Raw genomic sequence first — 24,690 nt, forward strand, 5'->3', positions numbered from 1 at the left:
GCCCGGCGTTTGAACGAACGTCCGGGCGGTTACCCGCATCGCATGGCGGAGGACGAACGGCGCGGCGGGCGCGATGAGACCGAGGACGAGCGGGCCGACCGGATGTGGGGCGACCTCATCCAGGAGATCCGGGTCGCCCAGACGGGTGTGCAGATCCTCTTCGGTTTCCTGCTCACCGTCGTCTTCCAGCCGAAGTACGGCCGGCTGGCCACCACCGACCAGGTGATCTACATCGTGACCGTCGTGCTGGGCGCCTGCACGACCGGCGCCCTCGTCGGGCCGGTCTCCCTGCACCGGCTGGTCGCCGGACGCCGGGTCAAGCCGCAGGCGGTGCGGCTGGCCTCCCGGATGACGTTCGTCGGCCTGATCCTGCTGCTGGCCACGATGACATCGTCCCTGCTGCTGATCCTCCGCGTGGCCACGCACAACGGCTACGTGCCGTATCTGGTGGCCGCCGTCCTGGCCTGGTACCTCGTGTGCTGGTACGGCCTGCCCCTGTGGGTCCGCCGGCGGCACACGACCCGGTCGCGCTAGCTAGCGCACGAGAGCCTCGGACACGGCCCACAGCCGCTCCGCGTTCTCCCGGTCCAGGGCGTACGGCGCGACACCGGCGACGGCATCGGCCCGCCCGGTGACCGGGGCGGCCTGCGCACAGTCCTCGAAGTAGCGGCCGGTGACGCCGGCCACCGTCGGCGACGCGGCCAGCAGCACCGAGGTGGCCGCTCCCTGCGCCACGGTCTTCTGCGGGGGCAGCGCCAGTTCGCCCGAGGCGACGAAGTCGGCCACCTGCCCCACGTCCAGGTGCCGGGCGAGGGAGGTGTCGGCGATGTTGCCCGGCATCAGCGCGTTGGCGGTGATGCCGTCACCTGCCCAGCGCTCGGCGGCGCCGACGGCGAAGAGCACGTTGGCGGTCTTGGACTGGCCGTAGGAGGTCCAGGGGTCGTACGGGCGGAAGCGGTAGTCCAGGTCGTCGAAGACGACCGGTGAGAAGAGGTGGCCGAGGGAACTCACCGAGACGACGCGCGCGCCGTCCGCCGCCGCGAGCGCCGGGCGGAGACCGGTGGCGAGGGCGAAGTGGCCCAGATGGTTGACGGCGAACTGCAGTTCCCGGCCGTCGGGGGTGCGCACCAGCTCCTGCGGGGCCATCACACCGGCGTTGCCGACCAGGATGTGCAGCGGGCCGCTCCAGGCCGCCACGAACGCCGCGACCGTCGACCGGTCGGCCAGATCCAGCCGACCGACCGTCAACGTGCCTGATCCCACCGGGAATTCCGCTTCCAGGCGGGCCGCCACGCGGGCGCCCGCCGCGGTGTCCCGCACGGCCAGCGTGACATCGGCACCGGCCGCGGCGAGTGCCCGCGCCGTCTCCACGCCGATCCCGGAACTGGCTCCGGTCACCACGGCCCGGCGGCCGTGCAGGTCGACGCCGTCGATGATCTCCGCGGCGGTGGTGCTCGCCCCGAAGGCGCGGGGGGTCTGGGGTACGGACATGAGGGGGGTCTCCTGACAGGGGAACGCGGGAACAGGGGAGCAGGGGGCAGCGGGAGGCGGGGGCGGGCGGATCTCAGCCGTTGAGGGTGCCCATCAGCTCGGGGGCGTAGCGGTCGCCGGTGACGACGCCGTGCGGGGCGACGGCCTCGATCGCGGCGAGGTCGTCGGCGGTGAGGGTGATCCTGGTCGCGGCGATGTTCTCCTCCAGGTAGCGGCGGCGCTTGGTGCCGGGGATGGCGACGGCGCCCTGGTGCTGGACCCAGGCGAGTGCCAGCTGGGAGGGGGTGACGTCCTGGGCGGCGGCGATCCGGCGGACCTCGCGGACGACGGCCAGGTTGCGGTCGAAGTTCTCGCCCTGGAAGCGGGGGTCGCCGCGGCGCCAGTCGTCGGCGGCGAAGTCGTCGGGGCTCGTGATCGCGCCGGAAAGGAAGCCGCGTCCCAGCGGGGAGTAGGCGACCAGGCCGATGCCCAGCTCCCTGAGGACGTCCAGGACCCCGTGGTGCTCGATGCCGCGTTCGAAGAGCGAGTACTCGGTCTGGACGGCCGCGACCGGGTGGACGGCGTGGGCCCGGCGGATGGTCGCCGCGGAGGCCTCGGACAGGCCGATGTGGCGGACCTTGCCCGCCGCGACCAGCTCGGACAGGGCGCCGACGGTCTCCTCGATCGGCACCTTGGGGTCGATGCGGTGCAGGTAGTACAGGTCGACGTGGTCGGTGCCCAGATGGCGCAGCGAGCGGTCGAGGGCGTGGCGCACGTACTCCGGCCGGCCGTTGAGGTCGAGCGGCCTGCCGTCGTCGGTGATCTCGAAGCCGGTCTTGGTGGCGACCACCGCGGCGTCCCGGCGTCCGGCCAGCGCCTTGCCGAGCAGCTGCTCGTTGAGGAAGGGGCCGTAGCCCTCGGCGGTGTCGAGGAGCGTGACGCCCAGTTCGAGCGCGCGGTCGATGGTGGCGAGGGACTCGGCCTCGTCCGTGGCGCCGTAGAAGGCGCTCATGCCCATGCAGCCGAGGCCCTGGATGCCGACGGACGGTCCGTCGCTGCCCAGTGTGCGGTGTTCCATGACTAGATCCTCCGTGCGTGACCAATTGGATAACTAACTGGATAGATACCTACCGTAGGGCCACTGCCCGGGCGACGTCAATAACTAGATAGTTACTTGGTAGGGTGGTGAGCATGTCACGGGACTCCAGCGCCACCAAGGCCCGGCTGCTCGACGCCGCCTTCACCGAGTTCGCCGCCTACGGCATCGCCGGTGCCCGAGTGGACCGGATCGCCGAGAACGCGGGCGCGAACAAGCGGCTGATCTACGTCTACTTCGGCAACAAGGAGCAGCTGTTCGACGAGGTGCTGCGGCGGGCGATGACCGCCGGTGCCGAGTCCGTCCCGTTCGACGTCGAGGACCTGCCCGGGTACGCCGGCGCGATCTTCGACCACCTGGTCGCCCGGCCGGAACTGATGCGGCTGCGCCTGTGGAGACTGCTGGAGCGCCCCGCCGCCTCCGGACTCGAGGGGGACGCCTTCAGGCGCAAGACGGCCGCGGTGGCCGAGGCGCAGCGGCGGGGCGACATCGCCCCGGAGATGACGCCCGACGATCTGCTGGCCATGGTGCTCGCCGCCGCCCAGGCCTGGTTCTGGGCCGCCGAGGGCGTGGACCCGGAGGAGGTCACCGCGTCCTGGACTGCCGAGCGGCTGGCGCGGCACCGGGCGGCCGTCGTGACGGCCGCCCGGCGGATGTGCGAGCCGAACGCCGCCGGTCAGCCGGACGAGGAGGGCGACGGGCCGCCGGCCAGTGCCCGCAGCTGACGGTCGTGCACCCGGCTGAGCAGCAGCACGGACAGCACGGCACCGATCAGCGCGCAGAACATGTCCCACTGGGTGTCCCACACATCGCCCTGGGTGGCGAGGAACGCGTCCGCGCCGTGGCCGCCGATCTCGGCCGCCAGCCACTCCAGCAGCTCGAAGCAGGCGCTGAAGGCCATACAGGCGCACACGGTCAGCGGCGCGAGCCAGCGGCTGCCGCGCAACGGCGAGGTACGGCTGAGCAGTTCCCGCACCAGCACCGCCGGGACGAAGCCCTGCATCAGATGCCCGAAGCGGTCGTACGGATTGCGGTCGAGGCCGAAGGCGTCGCGCACCCAGTCGCCCGCCGGGACCTCGGCGTAGGTGTAGTGCCCGCCGACCGCGAGGACCAGCGCGTGCGCGGTCAGCAGCCCGTACAGCAGGCCCGTCAGCGGGAAGCGGCGCCGTAGCAGCACCACCAGGGGCAGGCCCACCAGCGCCCACACGGTCTCCAGGAACCAGGTGGGCCGGTCGTGCGCGCCCCAGGCCGACACCGCGAGTCCCGCGGCCGCGACACCGGCGAACAGGGCGGGCGGTACGCGGCGCGGTGCCGGGAGCTGGGCGGGGTGCGCTGCGGTCACGGCGGGGCTCCTTGCCTGAGGGCGTCGTAGAGCCCCATCGTGGGGGCGGGGCGGGCCGGGGGCATGAGTACGGCTACTCAGCCCGCGGGGCCGGAGTACCGGGGTGCGGTGTCCTCGGCGCCGCCGGCCCGGCGCGGACGGCCCGCCCGGATCCGGTAGCCCCGGCCCGTGCACCGCGCACCGTGCCCCGCCCGGGGCGGGTCAGGTCCGTGGCGGACGGAACGTGCGCAGGAACGTCGTCAGCGCCTGCCGCCCGGCCGGGGCGTCCCAGTCCGCGGCCTGCGTGGTGAAGCGCAGGGAGAAGCCGCGTGCGCCGCCCAGCAGGAAGCCCCTGCCGAAGGTGTGCACCCGCGCCTGACCGGTGCCCGCCAGCCACTCCAGATCGGCGGCCCTGCGGCCCTGATAGGTGGTGGCCCGGATCGTGCCGACCCGGTCGTAGCCGGGCAGCTTCGCCAGCTCCGGCTCGACGTCGTCCCGCCAGACGGCGACCGGGTCCGGGCCGACGCGCTCGCTGTAGGTGACGGCGAGCGTGGGCGCGTCGCCGCCGGGGCCGAAGGTGACCCGGTAGGCGAGGTCCGTCGCCCGTGAGGTGGCCAGCCGCCGCCAGCCCTCGGGGAGCGCCACCGAGAAACCCTCGGGAGCGCGGTAGGGCCGGTAGCCCGCAGGCAGGGCGGGGGAGGCCGAGGCGGTCGGGGTCGGGGTCGGGGTCGGTGTCGAGGTCGGCGCCGGTGTCGGCGTCGGGCTGCGGGTGGGGGAGGGGCCGCCGCTCTGCCGGCCGGTGGGGGCGGCCGGGACGGTGGCCCGGGGCGGACCCGCTGCCGTGTCCGTGCCCGGCAGCGCGCCGGTCGCGGCCAGGACCGCAGCCGCCACGGTGACCACGGCCAGCGCGGTGCCCGCCGCCAGCAGCCTTCTGACCCGCACCGATCCGGCGGTGTGGAGCACGCCGGTGTACGCGCCGCGCAGCCGGGGCCCGGGCGCCGGCCGCCGGTCCGCGTCGCTGTCCTCGCTCAGCGCCCGGGTCAGCGCCTCGCGGACCACCGGCCGGGTCAGCCGCTCCCGCGCGTTCTTGCGCAGCAGCCCCTGCACCGCCTGGGCGAGCGGTCCCGCGCGCAGCGGGGTGCGCAGCGGGAGCCGGTCGACCGCCTTCAGTGTGGCCTCGGGGCGGCCCCGGTCCCGGAACGGCGGCCGGCCCTCGACCATCGTGTAGAGCAGCGCGCCCAGCGCCCACAGGTCGGCGGCCGGACCGATCCGCTCGTCACGGGCCTGTTCCGGCGAGGCGTACGACGGTGCCGTCAGCCGCGGCACGAGCGTCGCGCCCGCCAGCCCGAAGCCGGTGACGACGACCGGTCCCTCGTCGCGCACGAAGACCTGCCCCGGGCTCAGTTCGCCGTGCGTGACGCCCTCGTCGTGCGCGGCCTGCAGCACGTCCAGCAGTTCCATGCCGAGCCGGGCCGCCCGCACCGGGTCGACCGAGCCCTCCTGGGCGAGCAGCGCGCCGAGGGGCGTGCCGTCGATCCACTCGGTGACCGTCCACAGGGTGCCCGCCTCCACCACCGCGTCGACGACCGCGGCGACCCGGCCGGGGCGCAGCAGCCGCATGGTCTCGGACGTGCGGACGACCCGGGCGGTGACCCGGCGCGCGGTGTCGTCGTCGGCGGAGTCCGGCAGGGCCGTCTGCGCCACCAGACGCGGCTGCTTTGCCGCCACGTCCTCGGCGTACCACCACAGGCGGTTCGTCTCGCGGGAGAAGACCTCCAGGAGCCGGTAGCGTCCGGCGACCAACTCGTGTGCGGAGACATGCGCCTCGACCATCGTCATCCCTCGCTGGAACCCCTGCCTCGACTTTCCCAGAGGTACGCGGGGCGCGCGGGGGAGCGTTCAAAGAATCCTCGATTCACGCCCCTTCTTGCCTTTTATTCAAACGTTCGAAGGGGCATTCGATATCGGGATGGCGGCCGGTGCCGTCCCATACCAGCCGCGTCTCATACAAGCCCGAACCGCTCGGCCCAGCCGGTGAGTTCCCGGGGGGTCGTGTTGCCCCCGCACAGCACGAGCCCGATCCGGGCGCCGGCCCCGGCCCGCGCCACCACCTGCCGGGCCGCGGGCAGCAGCGCGCCCGCGGCCGGCTCGGCCCACACCTTGGCGTGCTCGGCGAGGTCGAGGCAGCCCTGCACCGCGTCCCGGTCCGGCACCACCAGCACCTCCTCCACGAGCGCGGACACATGGTCGTAGGTCAGCTGGGACACCGAGGGCGCGCTCAACGTGGTGACCAGGGAGGACAGCGGCACCGGCACCGGACCGCCGGCCTTGAGCGCGGCGGACATCGACTCCGCGCCCTCGGTCTCCACACCCCACACGCGCACCCCGGGGCGCCGGGCGCGCAGGGCGGCGGCGACGCCGGCGATCAGACCGCCGCCGCCGACACTGACGACGACGTCCGTCAGCTCCGCCGCGTCCGCCGCCAGTTCGAGCCCCACGGTGCCCTGACCGGCGATCACCACCGGATCGTCGAAGGGGTGGACCAGGGTCAGGCCCTCGTCCTGCAACCGCGTCACCAGCCGGAAGGCGCTGTCCATGTCGTCGGTCAGCCGCACCGACGCCCCGGCGTCCTCGGCGAGCGCGATGGAGCGCGCGGGCGCGGCGCGCGGCATGACCACGGTCGCCTTCACCTCCAGGGCCGCCGCCATCACCGCGAGCGCGATGCCGTGGTTGCCGCCGCTGACCGCGACCGCACCCGCCGCCCGTTCGGCCTCGCTCAGCGACAGCAGCTTCGCCGTGGCGCCGCGGGCCTTGAACGAGCCGGTGCGCTGGAGCAGTTCGACCTTGGCGGTGACCGGGACGCCGAGCAGCGCGCCGAGCCCGGGGCTCGGCACGGTCGGCGTCCGTACGACGTGTGCGGCGATCCGCTGGGCGGCGGTTTCGATGTCCGAGATGTCGATCAAGGCGCTTCATCCTTCCGGCGCGGATCGGGAGCCGCGCCGTTCGCACCTTGACCTGTCGTGGGGCCGGTGGTCAACGTCCTCTCGGCGCGCGACTAGAGCGTACGGTCCACCAGGAGGTCCAGCAGTCCGGCCAGCTCCTCGGCGGCCCCGGCGGCGAGGGGCGCGGCGCCGAGCAGCTCCCGCGCGGCGGCCGTACGGGCACGGGCCTCGGCCAGCGCCGCGGTACGGCCGCCGGCCGCCTCGATCAGCGCGGCGGCCTCCCCGGTGTGTTCGGCGGAGCCGAGCAGCTCGGGCAGTCGCCGGGCCGCCGGGGAGCCGAGCGCGGCCAGGACCGGGAACGTCTTCTTCCGCTCGCGCAGATCGCCGCCCACGGGCTTGCCGGTGACGGCCGGATCGCCCCAGATGCCGAGCACGTCGTCGACCAGCTGGAAGGCGACCCCGAGGTGCCGCCCGGCGCGGTCCAGCGCCTCCACCGTCTCCCGGGGCGCCCCGCCGAGCGCGGCGCCCAGCGCCGCGGCACAGCCCAGCAGCGCTCCGGTCTTGCCCTCCGCCATCGCCCGGTACTCCGGCGGCGTCACCCGTTCGGGACCCGTCCAGGGCCGGGAGGCGAAGAGCAGGTCGTCGGCCTGTCCGCGCACCAGGTCGGCGAGGGCGGCGGAGAGCAGCCGTACCGTGCCGGGGCCGGCGGGCGCGGCGGCGAGGGTGTCCACCGCCAGTGCGAACAGGGCGTCCCCGGCCAGTACGGCCGGGCCCGTGCCGTAGGCCCGCCATACGGCCGGGCGGCGCCGCCGGGTCGCGTCCCCGTCCATGATGTCGTCGTGCAGCAGGGAGAAGGCGTGCACCAGTTCCACCGCGACCGCCGCGGGGACACCGGCCCCTCCGTCGGCACCGGCCGCCTCGGCGCCGAGGACGGCCAGCGCCTGCCGCACGCCCTTGCCGCCCGGCGCGGCGGCGGGCGCCCCGCCGACCTCGCACCAGCCGAAGGAGTACGCGGCCATCTCGGCCAGCCAGGGGTGCAGCCGCCCCACGGCCTCCCGCAGCGAGGGCCGCACCAGCTCGCCGCACCGGGCGAGGACCTGCTCGGCGGACTCGCGCACCGGCGAGGTGAGCGCCGTCACCGGGCGGCCTCCGCCGCCACGCCGAACTCCCGCTGGGCCCGGGCCACCATCTCGCGCGCGTGCCGCAGCCCGCCGCGCTCCAGGATCCGGGCCAGGTCGGCGAGTTCGGCGGCGGTCTCGGCGCGGTCGCGGCCCAGCTGGGCGAGGGACTTGGCGAGGCCGAGCCGGGACAGCGCCTCGCCGCGCGGTTCGCTCATCGTCCGGAACTCCGTCAGCGCCAGCTCGTAGCGCTGACGGGCCTCGGCGTAACGGCCCGCGCGGTACAGGACGTTGCCCTGCATCTTGTGGTTGTAGGCGAGCGCGCTCGACAGGTTCATCGTGCGGCAGCTCGCCTCGGCCTCGGCGAGCAGTTCGAGCGCCCGCTCGGTGGCGCCGTCGCGGACCGAGAGCACGTCCGCCAGTCCGCGCAGCGCCCAGGCGTGCCCGCGCCGGTCGTCGGCCCGGCCGGCTATCTCCGCCGCCTCCTCGAACAGGGCGTACGCCTTGTCGTGGTCACCGGTGTTGCGGTGCATCTGGGCGATGCCCTCCAGGGCCCACACCGTGTGCCGGGCCTCGCCCCGCTTGCGGGCCTCGGCCAGCAACTGCTCGTGCAGCCGCCCGACGGCCGCGTAGTCGCCCTGGATCCGGCCGGTCTCCGCGAGACCGGCCAGCGAGTAGCCGCGCACCACGATGTCCCCGCCCCGCTCGCCGAGTTCGGCCGCGAGCCCCAGCAGCCGCCAGGCCAGCGGGAACGCCCCGCGCTGCCGGGCCAGAGTGCCCCCGCTCCACAGCGCCCAGGCCATCGCCGCGGTGTCGCCTGCCTCCCGGGCGGCGCGGTAACTCGCCTTCCAGGCGCGGTCGGCGTCCTGCACATGGCCGAGCCGCCGGTGTGCCTCGGCGACGGCGAGCCCGCAGCGGGCCGCCTCGCCTGGGCGTCCGGCCCGTTCGGCCTCGCGCAGCCGCTCGGTGGCCTCGGCCAGCACGTCGACCAGCGAGGAGTTCACGGACAGGGTGGTCAGGGAGCCCTGGTACTCCGGGGCGAAAGCCTTGCCGTACATGTGTACCCTTCTATACACGCTGTGTATACATGTCGTGTATAGCGTCTCGGAAATATGCCCCGGCCCGAAGGGGGCCGGGGCCCGGTCTGTTGTGGATCAAGACGCCGGTACGCCACCGGGGGTTGCCCCGGTGTACGGATCACATGTGAAGGTTCAGTGCTGCTGGGCCTTCTGGGGCGTCACCTCGCTGGGCCGCACCACCACGTACCCCTCGCCCTGGAGCATCAGCTGGACGGCCTCGCCGGAACCGCCGCGCAGCATCGAGCCGATGGACTGCGAGCGGTGCAGCGAGGTCTGCAACTGCGCGGTCCAGCCCACCACCGCGTCCGTGTCGACGTACACCGGGGCCTGCGCGGACACCGGGATGACCAGCGGGTTGCCTTCGCAGACCAGACCGAGCCGGCCCTGCCCGGTGAACACGCTGTTGAACAGGCCGCCGCCCGCGATGCCCGACCCCTTCACCGTCTTGATCTCGTACGCGAGCGAGGCGTCGAAACACAGGACGTTGCGGCCGTTGACGGTGAACTGGTCACCGGGCTCGACCTCGACGATGAAGCAGTTCTGGGCCTCGTGCGCGAACCAGGCCTCGCCCTGCCCGCGCACCGCCATGAGGGGCAGCCCCTCGCCGGTGACCGCGCGCTTGAGCATGCCGCCGACGCCCTGGCCCTTGCGCTCGAACTTGAGGTCGCCCCGGTAGGCGACCATCGCGCCCTGCCGGGCGTACATGTCACCGCTCACGGTGTACCTGATGCACTTGGCGTTCTCGACGGACATGCCCGGCTGCGCGGCCGGCTGCACCACGTGCTCACTGGAAAAGAGATCACCCTTCATGCCCGGCATGGTGTCCCGGAAGGCGGCATTCCGCCAAGATCACGGAAGGTGGCGGTTCAGCCACCGAACAGCTGTGTCCAGTACGTGCCCGCCCGGCCGCCGCCCGCGAAGCCGACGCCGAGGTGGGTGAACTCCCTCTTGAGGATGTTCGCGCGATGGCCCGGACTGTTCATCCAGCCGTCGACGACCTCGGCCGGGGAGCGCTGGCCGCACGCGATGTTCTCCCCGATCGTGCGCCGCCGCGCTCCCGCCGCCCTGGCCCGGTCCCAGGGCTGGCCGCCATCGGGGGAAGTGTGCGCGTAGAAGTCACGGGCCACCATGTCCCCGCAGTGCGCCTGCGCGGCGGCCGACAGCAGCGGATCCGCGGCCAGCGGCGGCAGCCCGGCCCGGCCGCGCTCGGTGTTGGTGAGGGCAAGGACCTCGGCCGCGGTACGCGTGAGTCCGGCCGGGGTGAGCGGCGCGGCCCACAGCGCGGTCCAGTACCGGCCGTCCGCGTCGGCGTGGGCCAGCGCGGCGTGCCGGAAGGCGGGGTCGAGTAAGGTGCGCCGGGCGCGTGCCGAGCCCAGGCAGTACTCGACGAACCCGGCGGGGGTGCGCGGTCCGGAGACCAGATGCTCACCGACGGCGAGATACGCGTAGCCGGCGGCGGACATCCGCTGGTGCACCGACACGCCGTCCGGTCCCTCCGCGCCGAGCCGTCCCGCGTCCGCCATGGCCCGGGCGTGCGCACGCGCGGCGGAGTCCAGGCGCGCGTCGGGCACGACGGGCGGGGCGCCGACGGCGGCGCGGGCGTCGTTGACCAGCCGTGTGAACGCGTCGGGGGAGCAGGCGCCCGGCGGGGCTCCGGGCGTGGCGTACCGGCCGGGGAGCGCGGCGGCCGGCTGTCCGCCGTCGTCCGCGACCTCCACACCGAAGTCCCGGGCGAGGCCCGCGAGTCCGTCCGCGTACCCCTGGCCCAGCGCGCGCAGCTTCCAGCCGGCGCCGGGCCGCGGATACAGCTCGGCCAGCAGCAGCACGGTCTCCGGGCCCGGCCGCGGCGGCGCGAACCGGGCCACGCCGCGCCCGGCGCCGTCGGTCACGTCGAGCCGGGGCGCGGGCAGCCGGCCGAGCGGCGTGCCGGGCTCCGTCGCGCTCACCACGACCGTGACCCGGCACGCGCCGCGGCGCAGCCGGGCCGGATCGACGGCCAGGGTGTCACCGCGCAGCCGGACGCCCGGGGCGTCCGGCTGGTTGTAGAACACGAAGTCGGCGTCGCCGCCGACCTTCCCGTCGGCCCCGGTGACCAGGGCCGACACGTCGAAGGCGCCGGCCACACGGAGCCGGATCCCGCCATCGGGGAGGGACGTGTTCCCCCCGGGCGCGAGTTCGCCCATCCCACCGCCCGCCGTTCCTGGGTGCTTTTCCCTGCAACGACGGCCGGGGCCCGCCGGGTTCCCGCGGGCCGGGGCGCCCGGAGCGCGCGGGAGCGCGCGGCAGGCTCCCGCGCCCCGGGGCGAGCCGGCCCTACTTCTTCCCGCAGAAGGCCGGCTCCAGCGTCGCCGCCAGCGTGTCGAGCACCTTCGCGTTGTTCGACGTGTTGACCACCGCGGTGAGGCTGCGCCCCCCGTCCTTCGTGGTGAACGCGTAGGTGTAGTAGCCCTGCACCGCTCCCGTGTGCCCGTACACCGACACCCCGCAGGACAGGTCGCGCCGGCGCAGCCCGAGCCCGTACCCCGTGGTGCTGTTGACCTTGGTCCACCGCTCCATGTCCGCGAGCCGCCCGGCGGAGAGCAGCTTCCCGCCGGCCAGGGCGGCGTAGAAGGTGTCGAGGTCCCGCGCGCTGGAGATGATGGCGCCCGCGCTCTGCGCCCAGGACACGGTCTGCGTGGTCGCGTCCACCAGCGGGGCGCCCGCTGCGTCCGGAGTCAGGTAACCACGGGCGAAACGCTCCGGAATGGCCATGTCCGGGTGGACGTAGAACGTGTCGGACAGCTTCAGCGGCTTGAAGATGCGGTCCTGGTACGCGGTCTTCACGGACTGCCCGGTGAGCTTCTCGATGAGCAGCCCGGCGACGACGAAGTTGGTGTTGGAGTAGGAGTAGGCGGCGCCCGGCGCGTTGGTGCGGGGCTTCTTCAGGGAGAGGGCGACCAGCTCCCGGTAGGTGAAGACCTTCTTCCGGACCGCCTCGAAGCCGGAGACGCTGTCGGCGAACATGTCGTTCGAGTAGTCGTACAGGCCGCTGCGGTGGCTCAGCACATGGCGGACCGTGATCCGGTCGTCCGGCAGCAGGTTCGGCAGGTAGTCGTTGACCGGCGCGTCGAGCGAGAGCCGGTGCTCGTCGACGAGCTGGAGCAGCACCACGGCGGAGAAGCTCTTGGTGACACTGCCGACCCGGAACCGGTCGGCGGTGCTGATGGAGCGTCCGGTGGCGCGGTCGGCGACGCCGCGAGTGGCCTGATATGTCCGGCCGTGGTCGTCGATCAGGGCCAGCGCCCCGGGGGCGCCCTGGGTCACCGCCGAACCCAGCACCGCGGCCAGGCCGGTGGTGTCGGGCGCCGCGAGCGCCGGTGCCGGGGAGGCCGGTGCCGGACGTGCCGCCGCCGCCCGGCTGTCCGGTGCCGGACGTGCCGCCGCCCGGCTGTCCGGTGCCGGATGCGCCGACGTCGCCCGGGCGTCCGGGGAACCGGTCGCGGCCCGCGCCGGAACCGCGAGGAGCGACAGCGCCACCGCTCCGAGAACCGCGCCCCGCCCCACCGTTGCTGAGACCATCTGCTATCCACTCCCGTCGGCCGGATTCTGATGCGATGTCGGTCACATTCCGCCCTGGGAACCTAGGGGATGGTGGCGGCGTCTCCCCAGCCGACACACAGTTGGTGCTTCCCGTGGTCACCCTGTGGCTCCCCTTCGTAAAGGATTGCCATAGAAAGTGGCGAAATGGATCATTCCGGCTTTACGTGCCCATGACTGATCCGCAAGGGTATCCCCCGGGGCCGGACAAGCCCCCGCGGCGCCTAATCGCGCCACGACTCAAGGCGGTTGGCGAACCCTGCCGCTTTCGAACGAAGGAACCCTGATCAGATTGCGTAGACCGCACATACGCACCGTGGCGGTCGCCGTCGCGGTGACGACGGCTGCCACGGGCCTGGCCGGTACGGCCTTCGCGGGTCCCTCCACCGATGTGGAGCGCTCCGCCGCCTCCGCCACCTCGAACGCCACGCTGGTGGTGGAGGCGGCGCGCACCGCTGCCTTCGCCCACACCGCGGCGTCCGGCGTCTCCAAGGGCGACGCGCTGCACGCCCAGGACGTCATGATCGACCCCGAGGGTGCCCGGCACGTCCGCTTCGTCCGCACCCACGACGACCTGCCGGTGCTGGGTGGCGACCTCATCGTCCACCTCGACCGCAAGCTCGCCTACACGGGCGTGACCCGTGCGGCCGACCACGCCGTCAAGCCGGCCGCCGGCCAGGCCAAGCTCACCGCTGACCAGGCCGCCGCCAAGGCCGCCAAGGCCGCCAAGGGCGACGCCGGCAGCGCCCAGCTCGTGGTGGACGCCCGCGGTGGCGCCTCCGCCCTCGCCTACCAGGTGACGGTCACCGACCAGGACAGCGCCCGCACGGTCGTCGTCGACGCGGTGACCGGCAAGGTCCGCAGCAACACGCCCACCCGGGACGAGTTCCTGTCGCCGAAGCTGCTCGACGCCCTGCGCGAGCGCGGCGAGACCATCGACCCGGCTACCGGCGTCGGCTCCGCCTCCGCCCCGTCCGGCCTGGCCGGTTCGGCTGCCTCCGGCGCCGCGGCCTACCCGTCGGCCGCCAAGGGCACCGGCAAGACCCTCTTCGTGGGCAACGTCGGCCTCACCACCACGCAGACCTCGCGCGGCCACTACCAGCTCAAGGACCCGAGCCGGTACGGCACCGAGACGCGGGACGCCAAGGGCTCGTACACGGAGAAGTTCAGCGCCGGCACGAAGTTCACCACCACCTCGAACGTGTGGGGCAACGGCAAGACCACCGCCCGCGCCACGGCCGCCGCCGACGCCCAGTACGGCGTGACCAAGACGCTCGACTTCTACAAGAACACGTTCAAGCGCAAGGGCATCGCCAACAACAGCAAGGCCGCCCAGGCGATGGTGCACTGGGGCAAGAAGGTCGCCAACGCCTTCTGGGACCCGACCTGCAACTGCATGCTGTACGGCGACGGCGACGGCCAGATGTTCAAGAAGCCGCTCGTCGTCCTCGACGTCACGGGTCACGAGCTGACCCACGGCGTGGTCGAGGCGACCGCCAACCTGCAGCCGACCTTCGTCGACTCCGACGGCAACCAGTACGGCGAGCCGGGCTCGCTGAACGAGTCGCTCGCGGACATCTTCGGCTCGAACGTCGAGTTCTACGCCAAGAACGCGAAGGACACGCCGGACTACCTGGTCGGCGAGAAGCTGGGCCTCGACCAGAAGTTCCTGCGCCGCCTGGACCACCCGTCGCTCGACAAGCTCGAGGGCACGATCGACTACTGGTCGCCGGACACCTACTACACCGAGGTGCACGCCGGTTCCGGTGTCTCCTCGCACGCCTACTACCTCCTCGCCGAGGGCAGTGGCAAGAAGAAGATCGGCAGCGTCAGCTACAACTCGCCGACCTACCACAACGTCACGGTCAAGGGCATCGGCCGCACCAAGGCCACCGCCATCTACTACCGTGCGCTCACCCGCTACATGGTCTCCACGACCGACTTCCACCAGGCGCGCACCGCGACGCTGAAGGCGGCCAAGGACCTGTACGGCGCGAACAGCACCGAGTACAAGACGGTCGACAAGTCGTGGTCCGCGGTGAACGTCACCGCCGCGAACACGCCGGCCGCCCGCCACTGACGGACGGCAGTACACCCAGCACGACCGGATGCCCCGCCCCGCGCGGGGCATCCGCATGTCCGGGGACCCCGTGGCCCCCGCCGTCTCCGTAACAGCCGCTGTTTCTTTTATTGACAGCGGAAAATAAGGGCCCTAGGTTCCCGGCCATGCGCTCGACCCCGCACGCCGAGACCTTCCCGGCACACAGCCCGGCCGCCGCCCAGGTCTTCACGACGGTCCTGTCCCACGGCCCCCTGACCCGCCTGGACGCGGGCCGCCGGGCCGGCCTTTCGCCGGCCGCCGTGACCAAGGCCGTACGCCCGCTGCTGGCGGCCGGATACCTGGTGGAGGGCGCCGGATCCGGGGAAGCCGCCGGACTCGGGGAGGGCGCCGACGAGGCGGCCCGCCCCGCCCTCGGCCGGCCCGCCGCCCTGGTCCGGGTCAACGGCGAACGCGCGCTGTTCATCGGCGTGAAGGCGACCGGGGACGAGCTGATCGCCGTCCTGACCGACCTGTGCTGCCGGGTCCGCCTGGCCCGACGCGCACCCCTGCCGGACCGGACCCCCGGGCCCGCCCTCGCCGCGATCGCCGGACTGGTCCACGAACTCCGCGCCCACGCGGCCGAGTCGGACGCACCGGTGGCCGGCCTCGGCATCGCCGTCTCGGGGGACGTAGACCGCGCCGAGGGAGTCGTACGCTACTCGCCGTTCCTCGACTGGCGGGACGTACCGCTGGCCGAACTCGCCTCGGCCGCCTGCGGGTTGCCGGTCACCGTCGACAACGACGTACGGGCGCTCACCGTCGCGGAGCAGTGGTTCGGCGCCGGAGCGGGGCTCAGCGACTTCGCCGTGGTGACCGTCGGCGCCGGCATCGGGTGCGGACTCGTGGTGCACGGCCGGGTGGTCGCCGGCGCCCACGGCGTGGCGGGGGAGATCGGGCACCTGGTCGTGGACCCCGCGGGGCCCGTGTGCCACTGCGGCAACCGCGGATGTGTGGAGGCGATCGCCGGGGACGCCGCCATCGTCGCCCGCATCCGTGAGGTGACGGGCCGCCATGTGACCGACAGCGCGGCGGCGGTGGCCCTCGCCCACCAGGGACTGACCGGCGCCCGCGAGGTCTACGCCCGGGCCGGAGAGGCCATCGGCCGGGGGATCGCCACCGTCGCCAACCTGCTCGGCCCCGAACGCGTGATCATCTCCGGCGAGGGGCTGGCCGCCTACGACCTCTTCGCCGAACAGATCCGGGAGGCGTTCGCCACGGCCGCCTTCGGCTCCGCCGCCCGGTGCGACGTCCAGACCCGCCCGCTCCCCTTCGAGGAGTGGGCGCGCGGCGCCGCCGCCGCGGCCATCCAGACCTTCATCACCCAGCACCCCAGCAGCGGAAAGGGCTGAGCCGCCCCGACCCGAACCCATCAGGAGGCACGGCCCATGCGGTCACCCTCGTACTCCGTCCTGCCCGCACGCGGTCTCGGAGCCGCCGTCGTCCTGGCCCTCACCGCGGGCCTCGCCACGGCGGCCCCGGCCACGGCGCACACCGCACCCCCGTCCGCCGGCCCGCCGTCCGCCCCGGCCGCCAAGCCCTTCATGGGCTGGTCCAGCTGGAGCATGCAGTCCTCCAAGTACCCCGGCCTCAACCCCGACGGCGACTACAGCTACCTGACCGAGGCGAACGTCCTCAAGCAGGCCGACGCGCTGGCCGAGAAGCTGAAGCCGTACGGCTACGAGTACGTCAACATCGACTCCGGCTGGTGGCGCGACAAGAGCTGGAAGCCCGGCTACGACGCCTACGGACGCCAGCGGGCCGACCCGGTCCGCTTCCCGCACGGCATGAAGGCGGTCGCCGACCACATCCACGGCCTCGGCCTCAAGGCCGGCATCTACCTGCCCGTCGGCCTGGAGAAGGAGGCGTACGGCGACGGCAAGGTGCCGGTGTGGCACGCCGACGGCTGCACCACCGCCGACGTCGTCCACGACGACCTGCGCACCACCAACGGCTGGGACAGCGCCTACAAGATCGACTTCGCCAAGCCGTGCGCCCAGAAGTACATCGACTCCCAGGCCCGGCTGCTCGCCGGCTGGGGCTACGACTTCCTCAAACTCGACGGCGTGGGCCCCGGCTCCTTCAAGAGCGGCGACAACTACGACAACGTCGCCGACGTCGCGGCCTGGCAGAAGGCGCTCGCCGCCACCGGCCGGCCCGTCCACCTGGAGATCTCCTGGTCCCTCGACATCGGCCACGCCGCCGACTGGAAGAAGCACTCCAACGGCTGGCGCGTCGACACCGACGTCGAGTGCTACTGCAACACCCTTGTCAGCTGGGAGAACTCCGTCGACGACCGCTTCGACGACACCCCCGGCTGGACACGGCACGCCGGACCCGGCGGCTGGAACGACCTCGACTCCCTCGACGTCGGCAACGGCGCCATGGACGGCCTGACCCGGGCCGAGCGCCAGACCTACGCCACCCTGTGGGCCATCGCCAAGTCCCCGCTCTACACCGGCGACGACCTCACCGAGCTCGACGCGTACGGCGTGCGACTGCTCACCAACCGCGAGGTCATCGCCGTCGACCAGGGCGCCACCCCGCCGGCCAGGCCGGTCACCCCCGCCGACCCCCAGCAGGTGTGGGCCGCGAAGAACCCGGACGGCAGCTACACGGTGGCCCTGTTCAACCTCGCCGACGCCCCCGCCGCCGTCACCGCCGACTACTCCGCCCTCGGCTTCACCGGCAAGGCAGCCGTCCGCGACCTCTGGAACCACGAGAACCTCGGCACCCGCCAGAACAAGATCACCGAGGCCCTGCCCGCCCACGGCTCCCGGCTCTTCACCGTCACCCCGCGCGGCAGCGCCCTCACCACCACCCGCTACGAGGCCGAGGCCGGGGCCAACACCCTCGGCGGCCGGGCCTCGGTCTCGGACTGCGCCGCCTGCTCCGGCGGCAAGAAGGTCGGCGACCTCTACTCCGGCGGCACGCTCCGCTTCAACGACATCGTCGTGGACCGCCCCGGCACCTATCTGATCAAGGTGGCCTACATCAGCGGCGACGCCCGCCCGGTGAGCGTCTTTGCCGGCTCGGGTGCCGCCACCCGGCACACCTTCCCCTCCACCGGTGACTGGGGGACCGTCGAGACCGTCAGCGTCCCCGTCACCCTCACGTCCGGCAGGAACACCGTCACCTTCGACAGCGGCCCGGACTACGCCCCGGACATCGACCGTATCGACGTCCCGGCGACCCCGCGCTGACCCTCCGCCCGCACCACCGCGGGGAGCCGCGAGACCGCCGTGGCCGGCCGCGCGGCCCCCCCGCCCCCGCGCCCCCCCCAGCAGGGAACTGTCGTACCCCCTACCGACGTTCGGAGCCCGCCGTGTACCCCACCCCGCCCAGCAGACGCGGCTTCCTCGCCCTCGCCGCGGCCACCGGAGCCCTCACCGCCCTGCCCGCCTTCACCGCCACCGCCGCCCCGCAGCGGCCAGCGGCGGTCCCCGCCGCCGACGCCCGCCACCAGCTGTGGTGGCAGGCCCCCGGCGACGAGCACTCGCTCATCGAGCAGGGCCTGCCCGTCGGCAACGGCCGCCTCGGCGCCCTCGCCACCAACGACCCCGGCCGGGATCTCCTCCTCGTCACCGACGTCACGATGTGGACCGGCGGCCGCAACGACACCCTGGACGCCGACGGCCAGTTCCCCTACGGCCGCGACGACTTCGGCTCCCTCACCCTGCTCGCCAAGCTCACCGTGGACATCCCCGACCACGATCTGTCCGCCGTCTCCGGCTACCGCCGCACCCTCGACCTGGCCCAGGGCGTGGTGACCACCTCCTACGTCCGCTCCGGCGTCACCTACCGCCGCCAGCTGTTCGCCAGCCACCCCGACGACGTCGTCGTGCTGCACTTCAGCCAGAGCGGCGGCGGCCGGTACACCGGCACCCTCACCCTCGACGGCACCCACGGCGAGCAGGGGACCGCCGACTCCTTCGCCGGGACCCTCCCCAACGGCCTGCGGTACGGCGCCGCGATCACCGCGTACGGCAGCGGCGGCACCGTCCGGACGAGCGGCACACACCTCGCGTTCTCCGGCTGCCGGGAACTGACCGTGATCCTCAGCGGCGGCACGAACTACGCCCCGGACGCCGCCGCCGACTACCGCGATCCCGGCCTCGACCCCCGGGCCCTGGCCCGCACCAAGGTCCGCGCCGCCGCCCGGACCTCCGCCGGCGCCCTGCTGCGCACACACATCGCCGACCACCACGCCCTGTTCGCCCGGTTCGGTCTCTGCCTCGGCACCTCCACCGCGCCGCAGCGGGCCCTGGACACCTGGGAGCGGCTCAAGGCCCGCGCCCGCGACGGCGCACCCGACCCCGAACTGGAAGCCGCCTACGTCCAGTTCGGCCGGTACCTGATGATCGCCGGCTCCCGGGACAGCCTCCCGCTCGGCCTCCAGGGGCCCTGGCTCGACGGCAACGACCCGGACTGGATGGGCGACTACCACACCGACATCAACCTCCAGATGAACTACTGGATGGCCGACCGGACGGGCCTGTCGTCCTGCTTCGACGCGCTCACCGACTACTGCGTGGCCCAGCTGCCCTCCTGGACCGCCCTGACCGCGCGGCTCTTCGACGACTCCCGCAACCGCTACCGCAACTCCAGCGGCAGGAACGCGGGCTGGACCGTCGCCGTCTCCACCAACCCGCACGGCGGCGGAGGCTGGTGGTGGCACCCGGCGGGCAACGCCTGGCTGTGCAACTCCCTCTGGGAGCACTACGAGTTCACCGCGTCCCGCGCCCACCTGAAGAAGATCTACCCGCTCCTCAAGGGCGCCTGCGAGTTCTGGGAGGCGCGGCTGCTCCCGCACACCCTGCCGGACAGCGGCCGGGAGGTCCTCATCGCCGACAGCGACTGGTCACCGGAACAGGGCCCCCTCGACGCCAAGGGCATCACCTACGCCCAGGAACTCGTCTGGGCGCTCTTCGGCAACTACCGCAGCGCCGCGGCGGAACTGGGCCGGGACGCCGACTACGCCCGCACCGTCGGTGCCCTGCGCGAGCGGCTCTACCTCCCGGTCGTGAGCCCCACGACCGGCTGGCTGGAGGAGTGGATGTCCCCCGACAACCTCGGCGAGACCACCCACCGCCACCTCTCCCCGCTCGTCGGCCTGTTCCCCGGCGACCGCATCCGGCCCGACGGCTCCACCCCCGCCGACATCGTCACCGGCGCCACCGCCCTGCTCACCGCCCGCGGCATGAACAGCTTCGGCTGGGCCAACGCCTGGCGCGCACTGTGCTGGGCGCGTCTGAAGAACCCCGACAAGGCCTACCAGCTCATCGTGAACAACCTGCGCCCGTCCACCGGCGGCAGCAACGGCACCGCCCCCAACCTCTTCGACATCTACCAGGTCGAACAGGGCCGGGGCATCTTCCAGATCGACGCGAACTTCGGCACCCCGGCCGCCGTCACCGAGATGCTGCTCCACTCCCGCCCCGGACATCTGGAACTGCTGCCCGCCCTCCCGGACGCCTGGGCCGCCCGCGGCTCGCTCACCGGAGCGGGGGCCCGCGGCGGCTTCCTCGTCGACCTGTCCTGGCGCGACGGCACACCCACCGAGGTGCGGATCCGCAGCGTAGGCGGCACCATGACCTCCGTGGGACACGCAGGCACCCGCCGGACGGTCCGCGTACAGCCCGGCCAGACCGTCACGCTCCGGGACTTCGACCGATGAGCGGCCGGACGGGGCGCGGCGTCCGCGCCGCCGCCGCTCTGCTCACCGCCGTGGCCTGCCAGTCCGCGCCCGCCGCCCGCGCCGCCCCGCTGCCCGACTCCGCCACCCGGCCCTCCGGAGTGGTCACCTGGGCGGCGAGCGCCGACCGCATGGGCGAGGGCACCGCGGGCCAGGGCTACCGGCTCGTCGTCCGCACGAGCGTCGGCGGCAGCGATCTGAGGGTCCGCTTCACCAACACCTTCGGCGACCGGCCGCTCACCCTGGACAGCGTCTACGCGGGACTGCGCGGCCAGGGCGCCGCCCTGGGGGCGGGCAGCAACCGGCCGCTCACCTTCGGCGGAGCCCGCACGGTCAGCGTCCCGGCCGGCGGCGTCGCCTGGAGCGACCCGCTGCCCGGGAACGTCCCGGCCGGCACCGATCTGGTCGTCAGCCTGCGCACCCCGGACGCGGCCGGCCCGGCCACCGGCCACTGGATGGCGATGCAGACCTCGTACACGGGGCAGGGGGACCACACCGCCGAGGAGAGCGGCGCAGACTGGACCCAGACGACCGGATCCTGGTGGTACATCGACTCCGTCGCCGTACGGCCCGCCCGCCCGGGCAGCGGTGCCGTCGCCGCGCTCGGCGACTCCATCACCGACGGCTGGCAGTCCACCACCGACCTCGACCGGCGCTGGCCCGACTACCTGGCCCGGCGCCTCAACGCGGCCGGCAGGCCCGTCCAGGGCGTGGCCAACGAGGGCATCTCGGGCAACAAGGTCCTCGCGGACGGCGCCGGGCAGGCCGCGCTGCACCGGCTCGACCGGGACGTCCTCAGCCAGCCGGGAGTGCGCACCGTCTTCCTCTTCGAAGGCGTCAACGACCTCAAGGCGGACACCGGCGTCACCGCGGCCGACCTCATCGCCGGCTACCGGGAGATCGCCCGGCGGGCGCACGCGGCGGGCACGTGCGTGGTCGCCGCCACCGTCGGCCCGTTCAAGGGCTGGTCCGAGTGGGACCCGGACGCCGAAGCCGTACGCCAGGAGGTCAACGGATTCCTGCGCGGCAGCGGGGACTTCGACGCCGTCACCGACTTCGACCGCGTCCTGCGCAGCCCCTACGACCCCGAGCGCGTCCTGCCGTTCTTCGACGGCGGCGACCATCTGCATCCCAACGACAAGGGCATGCGGGCCATGGCCGACGCCGTCGACCTGGACAGCCTGGACTGCACCCGCTGAACGGGCCCCGGCCGGGTCAGCCCGACCCGGCCGGCTCCGCCGCGATCAGACCATGGCGGTAGGCGAGCGCCACCGCCTCCGTGCGGCTCGCGGCGCCCAGCTTGGCGAGGATGTTCGAGACATGCACGCTGGCCGTCTTGCCGGAGATGAACAGCTCCTCGCCGATCTGCCGGTTGCTGCGGCCCAGGGCCAGCAGCCGCAGCACATCGCCCTCCCGCGCGGTCAGCGCCGGCACCTCGGCGCCCGCGTCCCCGGCGGCGCCGGCCGTGAGGCGGTTGCGCCGGACCAGCGTGTCGATCCGGTCCAGCAGCGGCGCCGCACCCAGGCCGGCCGCCGTCTCCCGGGCCAGCCGCGCCTGCTCCGCCGCCTCCGCCCGCCGCTCCACGGCCAGCAGCGCCCGCGCGTACCGCAGCCGGCAACGGGCCTCCTCGTAGACATCGCCGTACCCGAACGCGGCGACCGCCCGCTCCCAGGCCGCCGGATCAGGACCGGACACCACCGTCGCCCACTCCGCCTCGGCACGGGCCAGCCACGCCCGCCCCTCCGGGCCCGGCGCCGTGCCCGCCTCGTCTCCCTCGGCCGCTCCGCCCTGCCCGGCCGTGGCCCGCGCCAGCTCCACCAGCTCGGCCGCGGTCCGTCGCCGGCGGGCCGGGTCCGCGCCGGCGTCCGCCCCGGGCCGCTGCTGCTCCGTCCGGTCGGCGACCGCGGCCAGACACAGCGCGGCCAGCCGGACCGCCACCGCCGGCCGCCGCGTCGTACCGTCGCCGAGGGCGGCGACCGTCGCCCGCGTCCGGGCGAGGGCCTCCTCCGCGTCGCCCCGGTCCGCCGCGGCGTCGGTGAGCACGATCCCGGCGACCAGCGTGCCCATCCAGTCGAACGGACCCGAGAGCAGCGCACGGGCCCGGTCGACGGCGCCCTCCTCGCCCCGGGCCAGCGCCACGTACAGGGCCGGGCTCGTGGCGAAGCCGCCGCCCGCCGCCGGCAGCTCCGGAGCCGCCTCGGCCGCCGCGCCGAGGCACTCGTCCCAGCGGCCCAGCGTGTACAGCATCAGCAGCTGGAGATAGCGCATCTCCAGCGGGTACGCCGAGGACCGCAACCCGGCCCTGCGGGCCCGGTCGAGGCCGTCGGCCAGCACGGGCAGGCACCCCGGCAGATCGCCGGCCTCGAAGACGCCCATCGCCAGGTTGAACAGCGCGCGCAGCTCCACCGGCGCGTTCCCGGCCGCGCGGGCCAGCTCCCCGGCCTGCCGCAGCCGCTCCCGGCCCTCCCGGGAACCGCGGCCACCGCCCTCGGCGGACGCCAGGGAGATCAGCAGATCGGCCTGGGCGGCCCGCACCCCCAGCTCCTCGGCGGCCCGCAGCGCCTGCCGGCCGACCCGCAGCGCGGTCGCGTCCTCGCCGACCTGGCGGGCCGCGGCGACGTACGTGGCCGCCGCCCACACCCAGGTCCGCGACGGCGGCTCGGCGGGGATCATCGCCAGCGCCTCGCTGCTGTAGCGGAACGCCGCCGTCAGGCTGTCCACGGTCAGCAGGTTCCCGGCCAGTGTGTACCGGACCCGGGCCGCCAGCTCGCCCTCGGTGTCCTGGCCGACCCCGTCGAGCGCCGCCCGGGTCAGCGCGACCGCGCGATGGAACTCCCCGGCGTGGGCGGCGGCGGCCGAGGCGCGCAGGGTCAGCGTGACCCGGTCCAGCTCCTCCCCGGCCGGCCGGGCGGACGCCGGCACCGAAGGCCACAGGTCCAGCGCGGCCTCCAGATGCCGCAGTTCCTCGGCGGGGGCGCCCAGCCGCCTGGCGTGGTCGGCGGCTTCGAGGCAGGCCGCGAGCGCCTCGGGCAGGTCATGGCTCGCACGGGAGTGGTGGGCGCGTTCCGCGGCGGTCTCCGGGGCCCGGCCGCGGGCCGCGAGCAGCCGGGCGTACGCGCCGTGCAGCCGGGAGCGCTCGCCGGGCAGCAGATCGGCGTAGACCGCCTCGCGGGTGAGGGCGTGCCGGAAGGCGTACGTGCCGTCGTCCCGGGCGAGCAGGAGCTGGTGCCCGACGGCCTCCCGCAGCGCGGCCTCCAGGGCGTCCTCGGGCAGCCCGGCCGCCTCGCGCAGCAGCGCGTGCTCCACCCGCCGCCCGGCCACCGCGGCGGTCCGCAGCACCTGCTGGGCGGTCTCGGAGACCTGCTCGACCCGGATGAGCAGCAGATCGGCGAGGCCGCTGGGCACCGCTCCCGCGTCCTCCCCGGCGGTGCCGCCCCCGCTCGCGCAGACGGGAGCCGCGGCGAGCAGCTCCTGCGCGTAGAACGCGTTGCCCTCCGCGCGGGCGACGATGCCGTGCACGACGGCGTCGGGCAGCGGCCGGTCCTCCAGGGCCCGCACCAGCCGCGCCACCTCGGGATCCGGCAGCGGACGCAGCTCCAGGCGGTCCACGGCCGGCAGCCGGACGAGCTCGGCGAGGAGCGGGCGCAGCGGGTGCCGGCGGTGCAGGTCGTCGGCGCGGTACGAGGCGAGGACGGCGAGCCGCCGGTCCGGGGCGGCGCCCGGCCGCTGGAGCACGCCCCGGCTGAGCAGGAAGCGCAGCAGGTCACGGGAGGACTGGTCGGCCCAGTGCAGGTCCTCGAGGACGAGCAGCAGGGGCGCCACCGCCGCCAGGTCGGCCAGCAGCCCGGCGACGTCCTCGAAGAGCCTGAGCCGCCCGTCCGGGCCGCCCGCCGCGTCCGGCCCTGCGCCCAGCAGCCGGCCGGCGGCCGGATGCGCGGCCAGTACGGCCGTGAACCGGTCGTCGGCGGCGAGCGCGCCCAGCATCTCGGTGAACGGCAGATAGGGCAGGCCGACCCCGTCACCGAGGTCCACGCAGTGCCCGGTGACCACGGTCGCCCCGGTCCGTGCCGCCCGCCCCGCGATCTCGTCCAGCAGCCGCGTCTTGCCGACCCCGGCGTCCCCGGCGAGCAGCAGCGCGGCCGGCACACCGGCCCGGGCGCGCTCCAGCACCCCCGTGAGCCGGGCCAGTTCCTGATCACGGCCGATCAGCGGGGCTGCGGTGAAGGCGGTCTGCGACACGGGGCCATCCTGACACGCGCCACCGACAGACCCGCGCCGGCCGCCGCCCGCACCTG

At 74.2% G+C, this 24,690-nt stretch carries 18 protein-coding genes; 7 read left to right on the forward strand and 11 right to left on the reverse strand.

The window, feature by feature from the left end; genetic code table 11:
* Positions 1 to 42: 42 nt before the first annotated feature.
* Complete coding sequence (locus ACF073_RS31835) at positions 43 to 534, forward strand: DUF6328 family protein (protein WP_392074892.1); 492 nt, start codon at positions 43 to 45, stop codon at positions 532 to 534.
* Here ACF073_RS31835 and ACF073_RS31840 read toward each other — a convergent pair whose 3' ends face one another.
* Both ACF073_RS31840 and ACF073_RS31845 read right to left on the reverse strand, forming a co-directional pair.
* Complete coding sequence (locus tag ACF073_RS31840; RefSeq protein ID WP_392074893.1) at positions 535 to 1,491, reverse strand: SDR family NAD(P)-dependent oxidoreductase; 957 nt, start codon at positions 1,489 to 1,491, stop codon at positions 535 to 537.
* Between the two features lie 73 nt (positions 1,492 to 1,564).
* Positions 1,565 to 2,548, reverse strand: coding sequence for an aldo/keto reductase (locus ACF073_RS31845; RefSeq protein ID WP_392074894.1), 984 nt, complete (start codon positions 2,546 to 2,548; stop codon positions 1,565 to 1,567).
* Between the two features lie 113 nt (positions 2,549 to 2,661).
* Here ACF073_RS31845 and ACF073_RS31850 point away from each other — a divergent pair, with 113 nt between their 5' ends.
* Positions 2,662 to 3,291, forward strand: coding sequence for a TetR/AcrR family transcriptional regulator (locus ACF073_RS31850; protein WP_392074895.1), 630 nt, complete (start codon positions 2,662 to 2,664; stop codon positions 3,289 to 3,291).
* Here ACF073_RS31850 and ACF073_RS31855 read toward each other — a convergent pair.
* From ACF073_RS31855 to ACF073_RS31890, 8 genes are all read right to left on the reverse strand, one after another.
* Positions 3,243 to 3,908: a DUF2238 domain-containing protein gene (locus tag ACF073_RS31855; protein WP_392074896.1), complete on the reverse strand. Its 666-nt coding sequence runs from the start codon at positions 3,906 to 3,908 to the stop codon at positions 3,243 to 3,245. The genes ACF073_RS31850 and ACF073_RS31855 overlap by 49 nt on opposite strands.
* A 201-nt stretch (positions 3,909 to 4,109) precedes the next feature.
* Positions 4,110 to 5,726, reverse strand: coding sequence for a serine/threonine protein kinase (locus ACF073_RS31860; RefSeq protein ID WP_392074897.1), 1,617 nt, complete (start codon positions 5,724 to 5,726; stop codon positions 4,110 to 4,112).
* Positions 5,727 to 5,890: 164 nt separating this feature from the next.
* Positions 5,891 to 6,850 (reverse strand): threonine/serine dehydratase, encoded by a 960-nt coding sequence (locus ACF073_RS31865; protein WP_392074898.1) that lies wholly within the window; start codon positions 6,848 to 6,850, stop codon positions 5,891 to 5,893.
* Positions 6,851 to 6,942: 92 nt separating this feature from the next.
* Positions 6,943 to 7,968, reverse strand: a complete 1,026-nt coding sequence (locus ACF073_RS31870; RefSeq protein ID WP_392074899.1) for a polyprenyl synthetase family protein — start codon at positions 7,966 to 7,968, stop codon at positions 6,943 to 6,945.
* Complete coding sequence (locus ACF073_RS31875) at positions 7,965 to 9,005, reverse strand: tetratricopeptide repeat protein (protein WP_392074900.1); 1,041 nt, start codon at positions 9,003 to 9,005, stop codon at positions 7,965 to 7,967. The genes ACF073_RS31870 and ACF073_RS31875 overlap by 4 nt, the downstream gene beginning before the upstream one ends.
* A gap of 153 nt (positions 9,006 to 9,158) precedes the next feature.
* Positions 9,159 to 9,836, reverse strand: coding sequence for an AIM24 family protein (locus ACF073_RS31880; protein WP_392074901.1), 678 nt, complete (start codon positions 9,834 to 9,836; stop codon positions 9,159 to 9,161).
* A gap of 56 nt (positions 9,837 to 9,892) precedes the next feature.
* On the reverse strand, positions 9,893 to 11,209 hold the full coding sequence (locus tag ACF073_RS31885) for a CAP domain-containing protein (protein WP_392074902.1): 1,317 nt from the start codon (positions 11,207 to 11,209) through the stop codon (positions 9,893 to 9,895).
* A 130-nt stretch (positions 11,210 to 11,339) separates the two neighbouring features.
* Positions 11,340 to 12,584, reverse strand: coding sequence for a serine hydrolase domain-containing protein (locus ACF073_RS31890; protein ID WP_392074903.1), 1,245 nt, complete (start codon positions 12,582 to 12,584; stop codon positions 11,340 to 11,342).
* A 310-nt stretch (positions 12,585 to 12,894) separates the two neighbouring features.
* On the opposite strand from ACF073_RS31890, the gene ACF073_RS31895 reads away from it, so the two are divergent.
* The 5 genes from ACF073_RS31895 (at position 12,895) to ACF073_RS31915 (ending at position 21,594) form a co-directional block, all read left to right on the forward strand.
* Positions 12,895 to 14,682, forward strand: coding sequence for a M4 family metallopeptidase (locus ACF073_RS31895; RefSeq protein ID WP_392074904.1), 1,788 nt, complete (start codon positions 12,895 to 12,897; stop codon positions 14,680 to 14,682).
* Positions 14,683 to 14,828: 146 nt separating this feature from the next.
* A complete protein-coding gene (locus ACF073_RS31900) occupies positions 14,829 to 16,052 on the forward strand; it encodes an ROK family protein (RefSeq protein ID WP_392074905.1) in 1,224 nt (407 codons plus the stop codon).
* 36 nt (positions 16,053 to 16,088) lie between these two features.
* Complete coding sequence (locus ACF073_RS31905; RefSeq protein WP_392074906.1) at positions 16,089 to 17,903, forward strand: alpha-galactosidase D; 1,815 nt, start codon at positions 16,089 to 16,091, stop codon at positions 17,901 to 17,903.
* Between the two features lie 122 nt (positions 17,904 to 18,025).
* On the forward strand, positions 18,026 to 20,377 hold the full coding sequence (locus tag ACF073_RS31910; RefSeq protein ID WP_392074907.1) for a glycoside hydrolase N-terminal domain-containing protein: 2,352 nt from the start codon (positions 18,026 to 18,028) through the stop codon (positions 20,375 to 20,377).
* The gene (locus tag ACF073_RS31915; RefSeq protein WP_392074908.1) at positions 20,374 to 21,594 is read left to right on the forward strand and encodes an SGNH/GDSL hydrolase family protein; all 1,221 of its coding nucleotides are present in this window, start codon (positions 20,374 to 20,376) and stop codon (positions 21,592 to 21,594) included. The genes ACF073_RS31910 and ACF073_RS31915 overlap by 4 nt, the downstream gene beginning before the upstream one ends.
* Positions 21,595 to 21,610: 16 nt before the next feature.
* Here the strand turns inward: ACF073_RS31915 and ACF073_RS31920 are convergent, their stop codons facing one another.
* A complete protein-coding gene (locus ACF073_RS31920; protein WP_392074909.1) occupies positions 21,611 to 24,634 on the reverse strand; it encodes an AAA family ATPase in 3,024 nt (1,007 codons plus the stop codon).
* Positions 24,635 to 24,690: the final 56 nt, after the last annotated feature.

The organism is Streptomyces sp. NPDC015171, from assembly GCF_043079545.1.
In the GTDB taxonomy this organism is placed as follows: domain Bacteria; phylum Actinomycetota; class Actinomycetes; order Streptomycetales; family Streptomycetaceae; genus Streptomyces.

Coding starts and splice junctions, on each gene's coding strand:
- ACF073_RS31835 (WP_392074892.1), top strand. CDS start 43: ATGGCGGAGGACGAACGGCGCGGCGGGCGCGATGAGACCGAGGACGAG.
- ACF073_RS31840 (WP_392074893.1), bottom strand. CDS start 1,491: ATGTCCGTACCCCAGACCCCCCGCGCCTTCGGGGCGAGCACCACCGCC.
- ACF073_RS31845 (WP_392074894.1), bottom strand. CDS start 2,548: ATGGAACACCGCACACTGGGCAGCGACGGACCGTCCGTCGGCATCCAG.
- ACF073_RS31850 (WP_392074895.1), top strand. CDS start 2,662: ATGTCACGGGACTCCAGCGCCACCAAGGCCCGGCTGCTCGACGCCGCC.
- ACF073_RS31860 (WP_392074897.1), bottom strand. CDS start 5,726: ATGACGATGGTCGAGGCGCATGTCTCCGCACACGAGTTGGTCGCCGGA.
- ACF073_RS31875 (WP_392074900.1), bottom strand. CDS start 9,005: ATGTACGGCAAGGCTTTCGCCCCGGAGTACCAGGGCTCCCTGACCACC.
- ACF073_RS31880 (WP_392074901.1), bottom strand. CDS start 9,836: ATGAAGGGTGATCTCTTTTCCAGTGAGCACGTGGTGCAGCCGGCCGCG.
- ACF073_RS31885 (WP_392074902.1), bottom strand. CDS start 11,209: ATGGGCGAACTCGCGCCCGGGGGGAACACGTCCCTCCCCGATGGCGGG.
- ACF073_RS31890 (WP_392074903.1), bottom strand. CDS start 12,584: ATGGTCTCAGCAACGGTGGGGCGGGGCGCGGTTCTCGGAGCGGTGGCG.
- ACF073_RS31900 (WP_392074905.1), top strand. CDS start 14,829: ATGCGCTCGACCCCGCACGCCGAGACCTTCCCGGCACACAGCCCGGCC.
- ACF073_RS31905 (WP_392074906.1), top strand. CDS start 16,089: ATGCGGTCACCCTCGTACTCCGTCCTGCCCGCACGCGGTCTCGGAGCC.
- ACF073_RS31915 (WP_392074908.1), top strand. CDS start 20,374: ATGAGCGGCCGGACGGGGCGCGGCGTCCGCGCCGCCGCCGCTCTGCTC.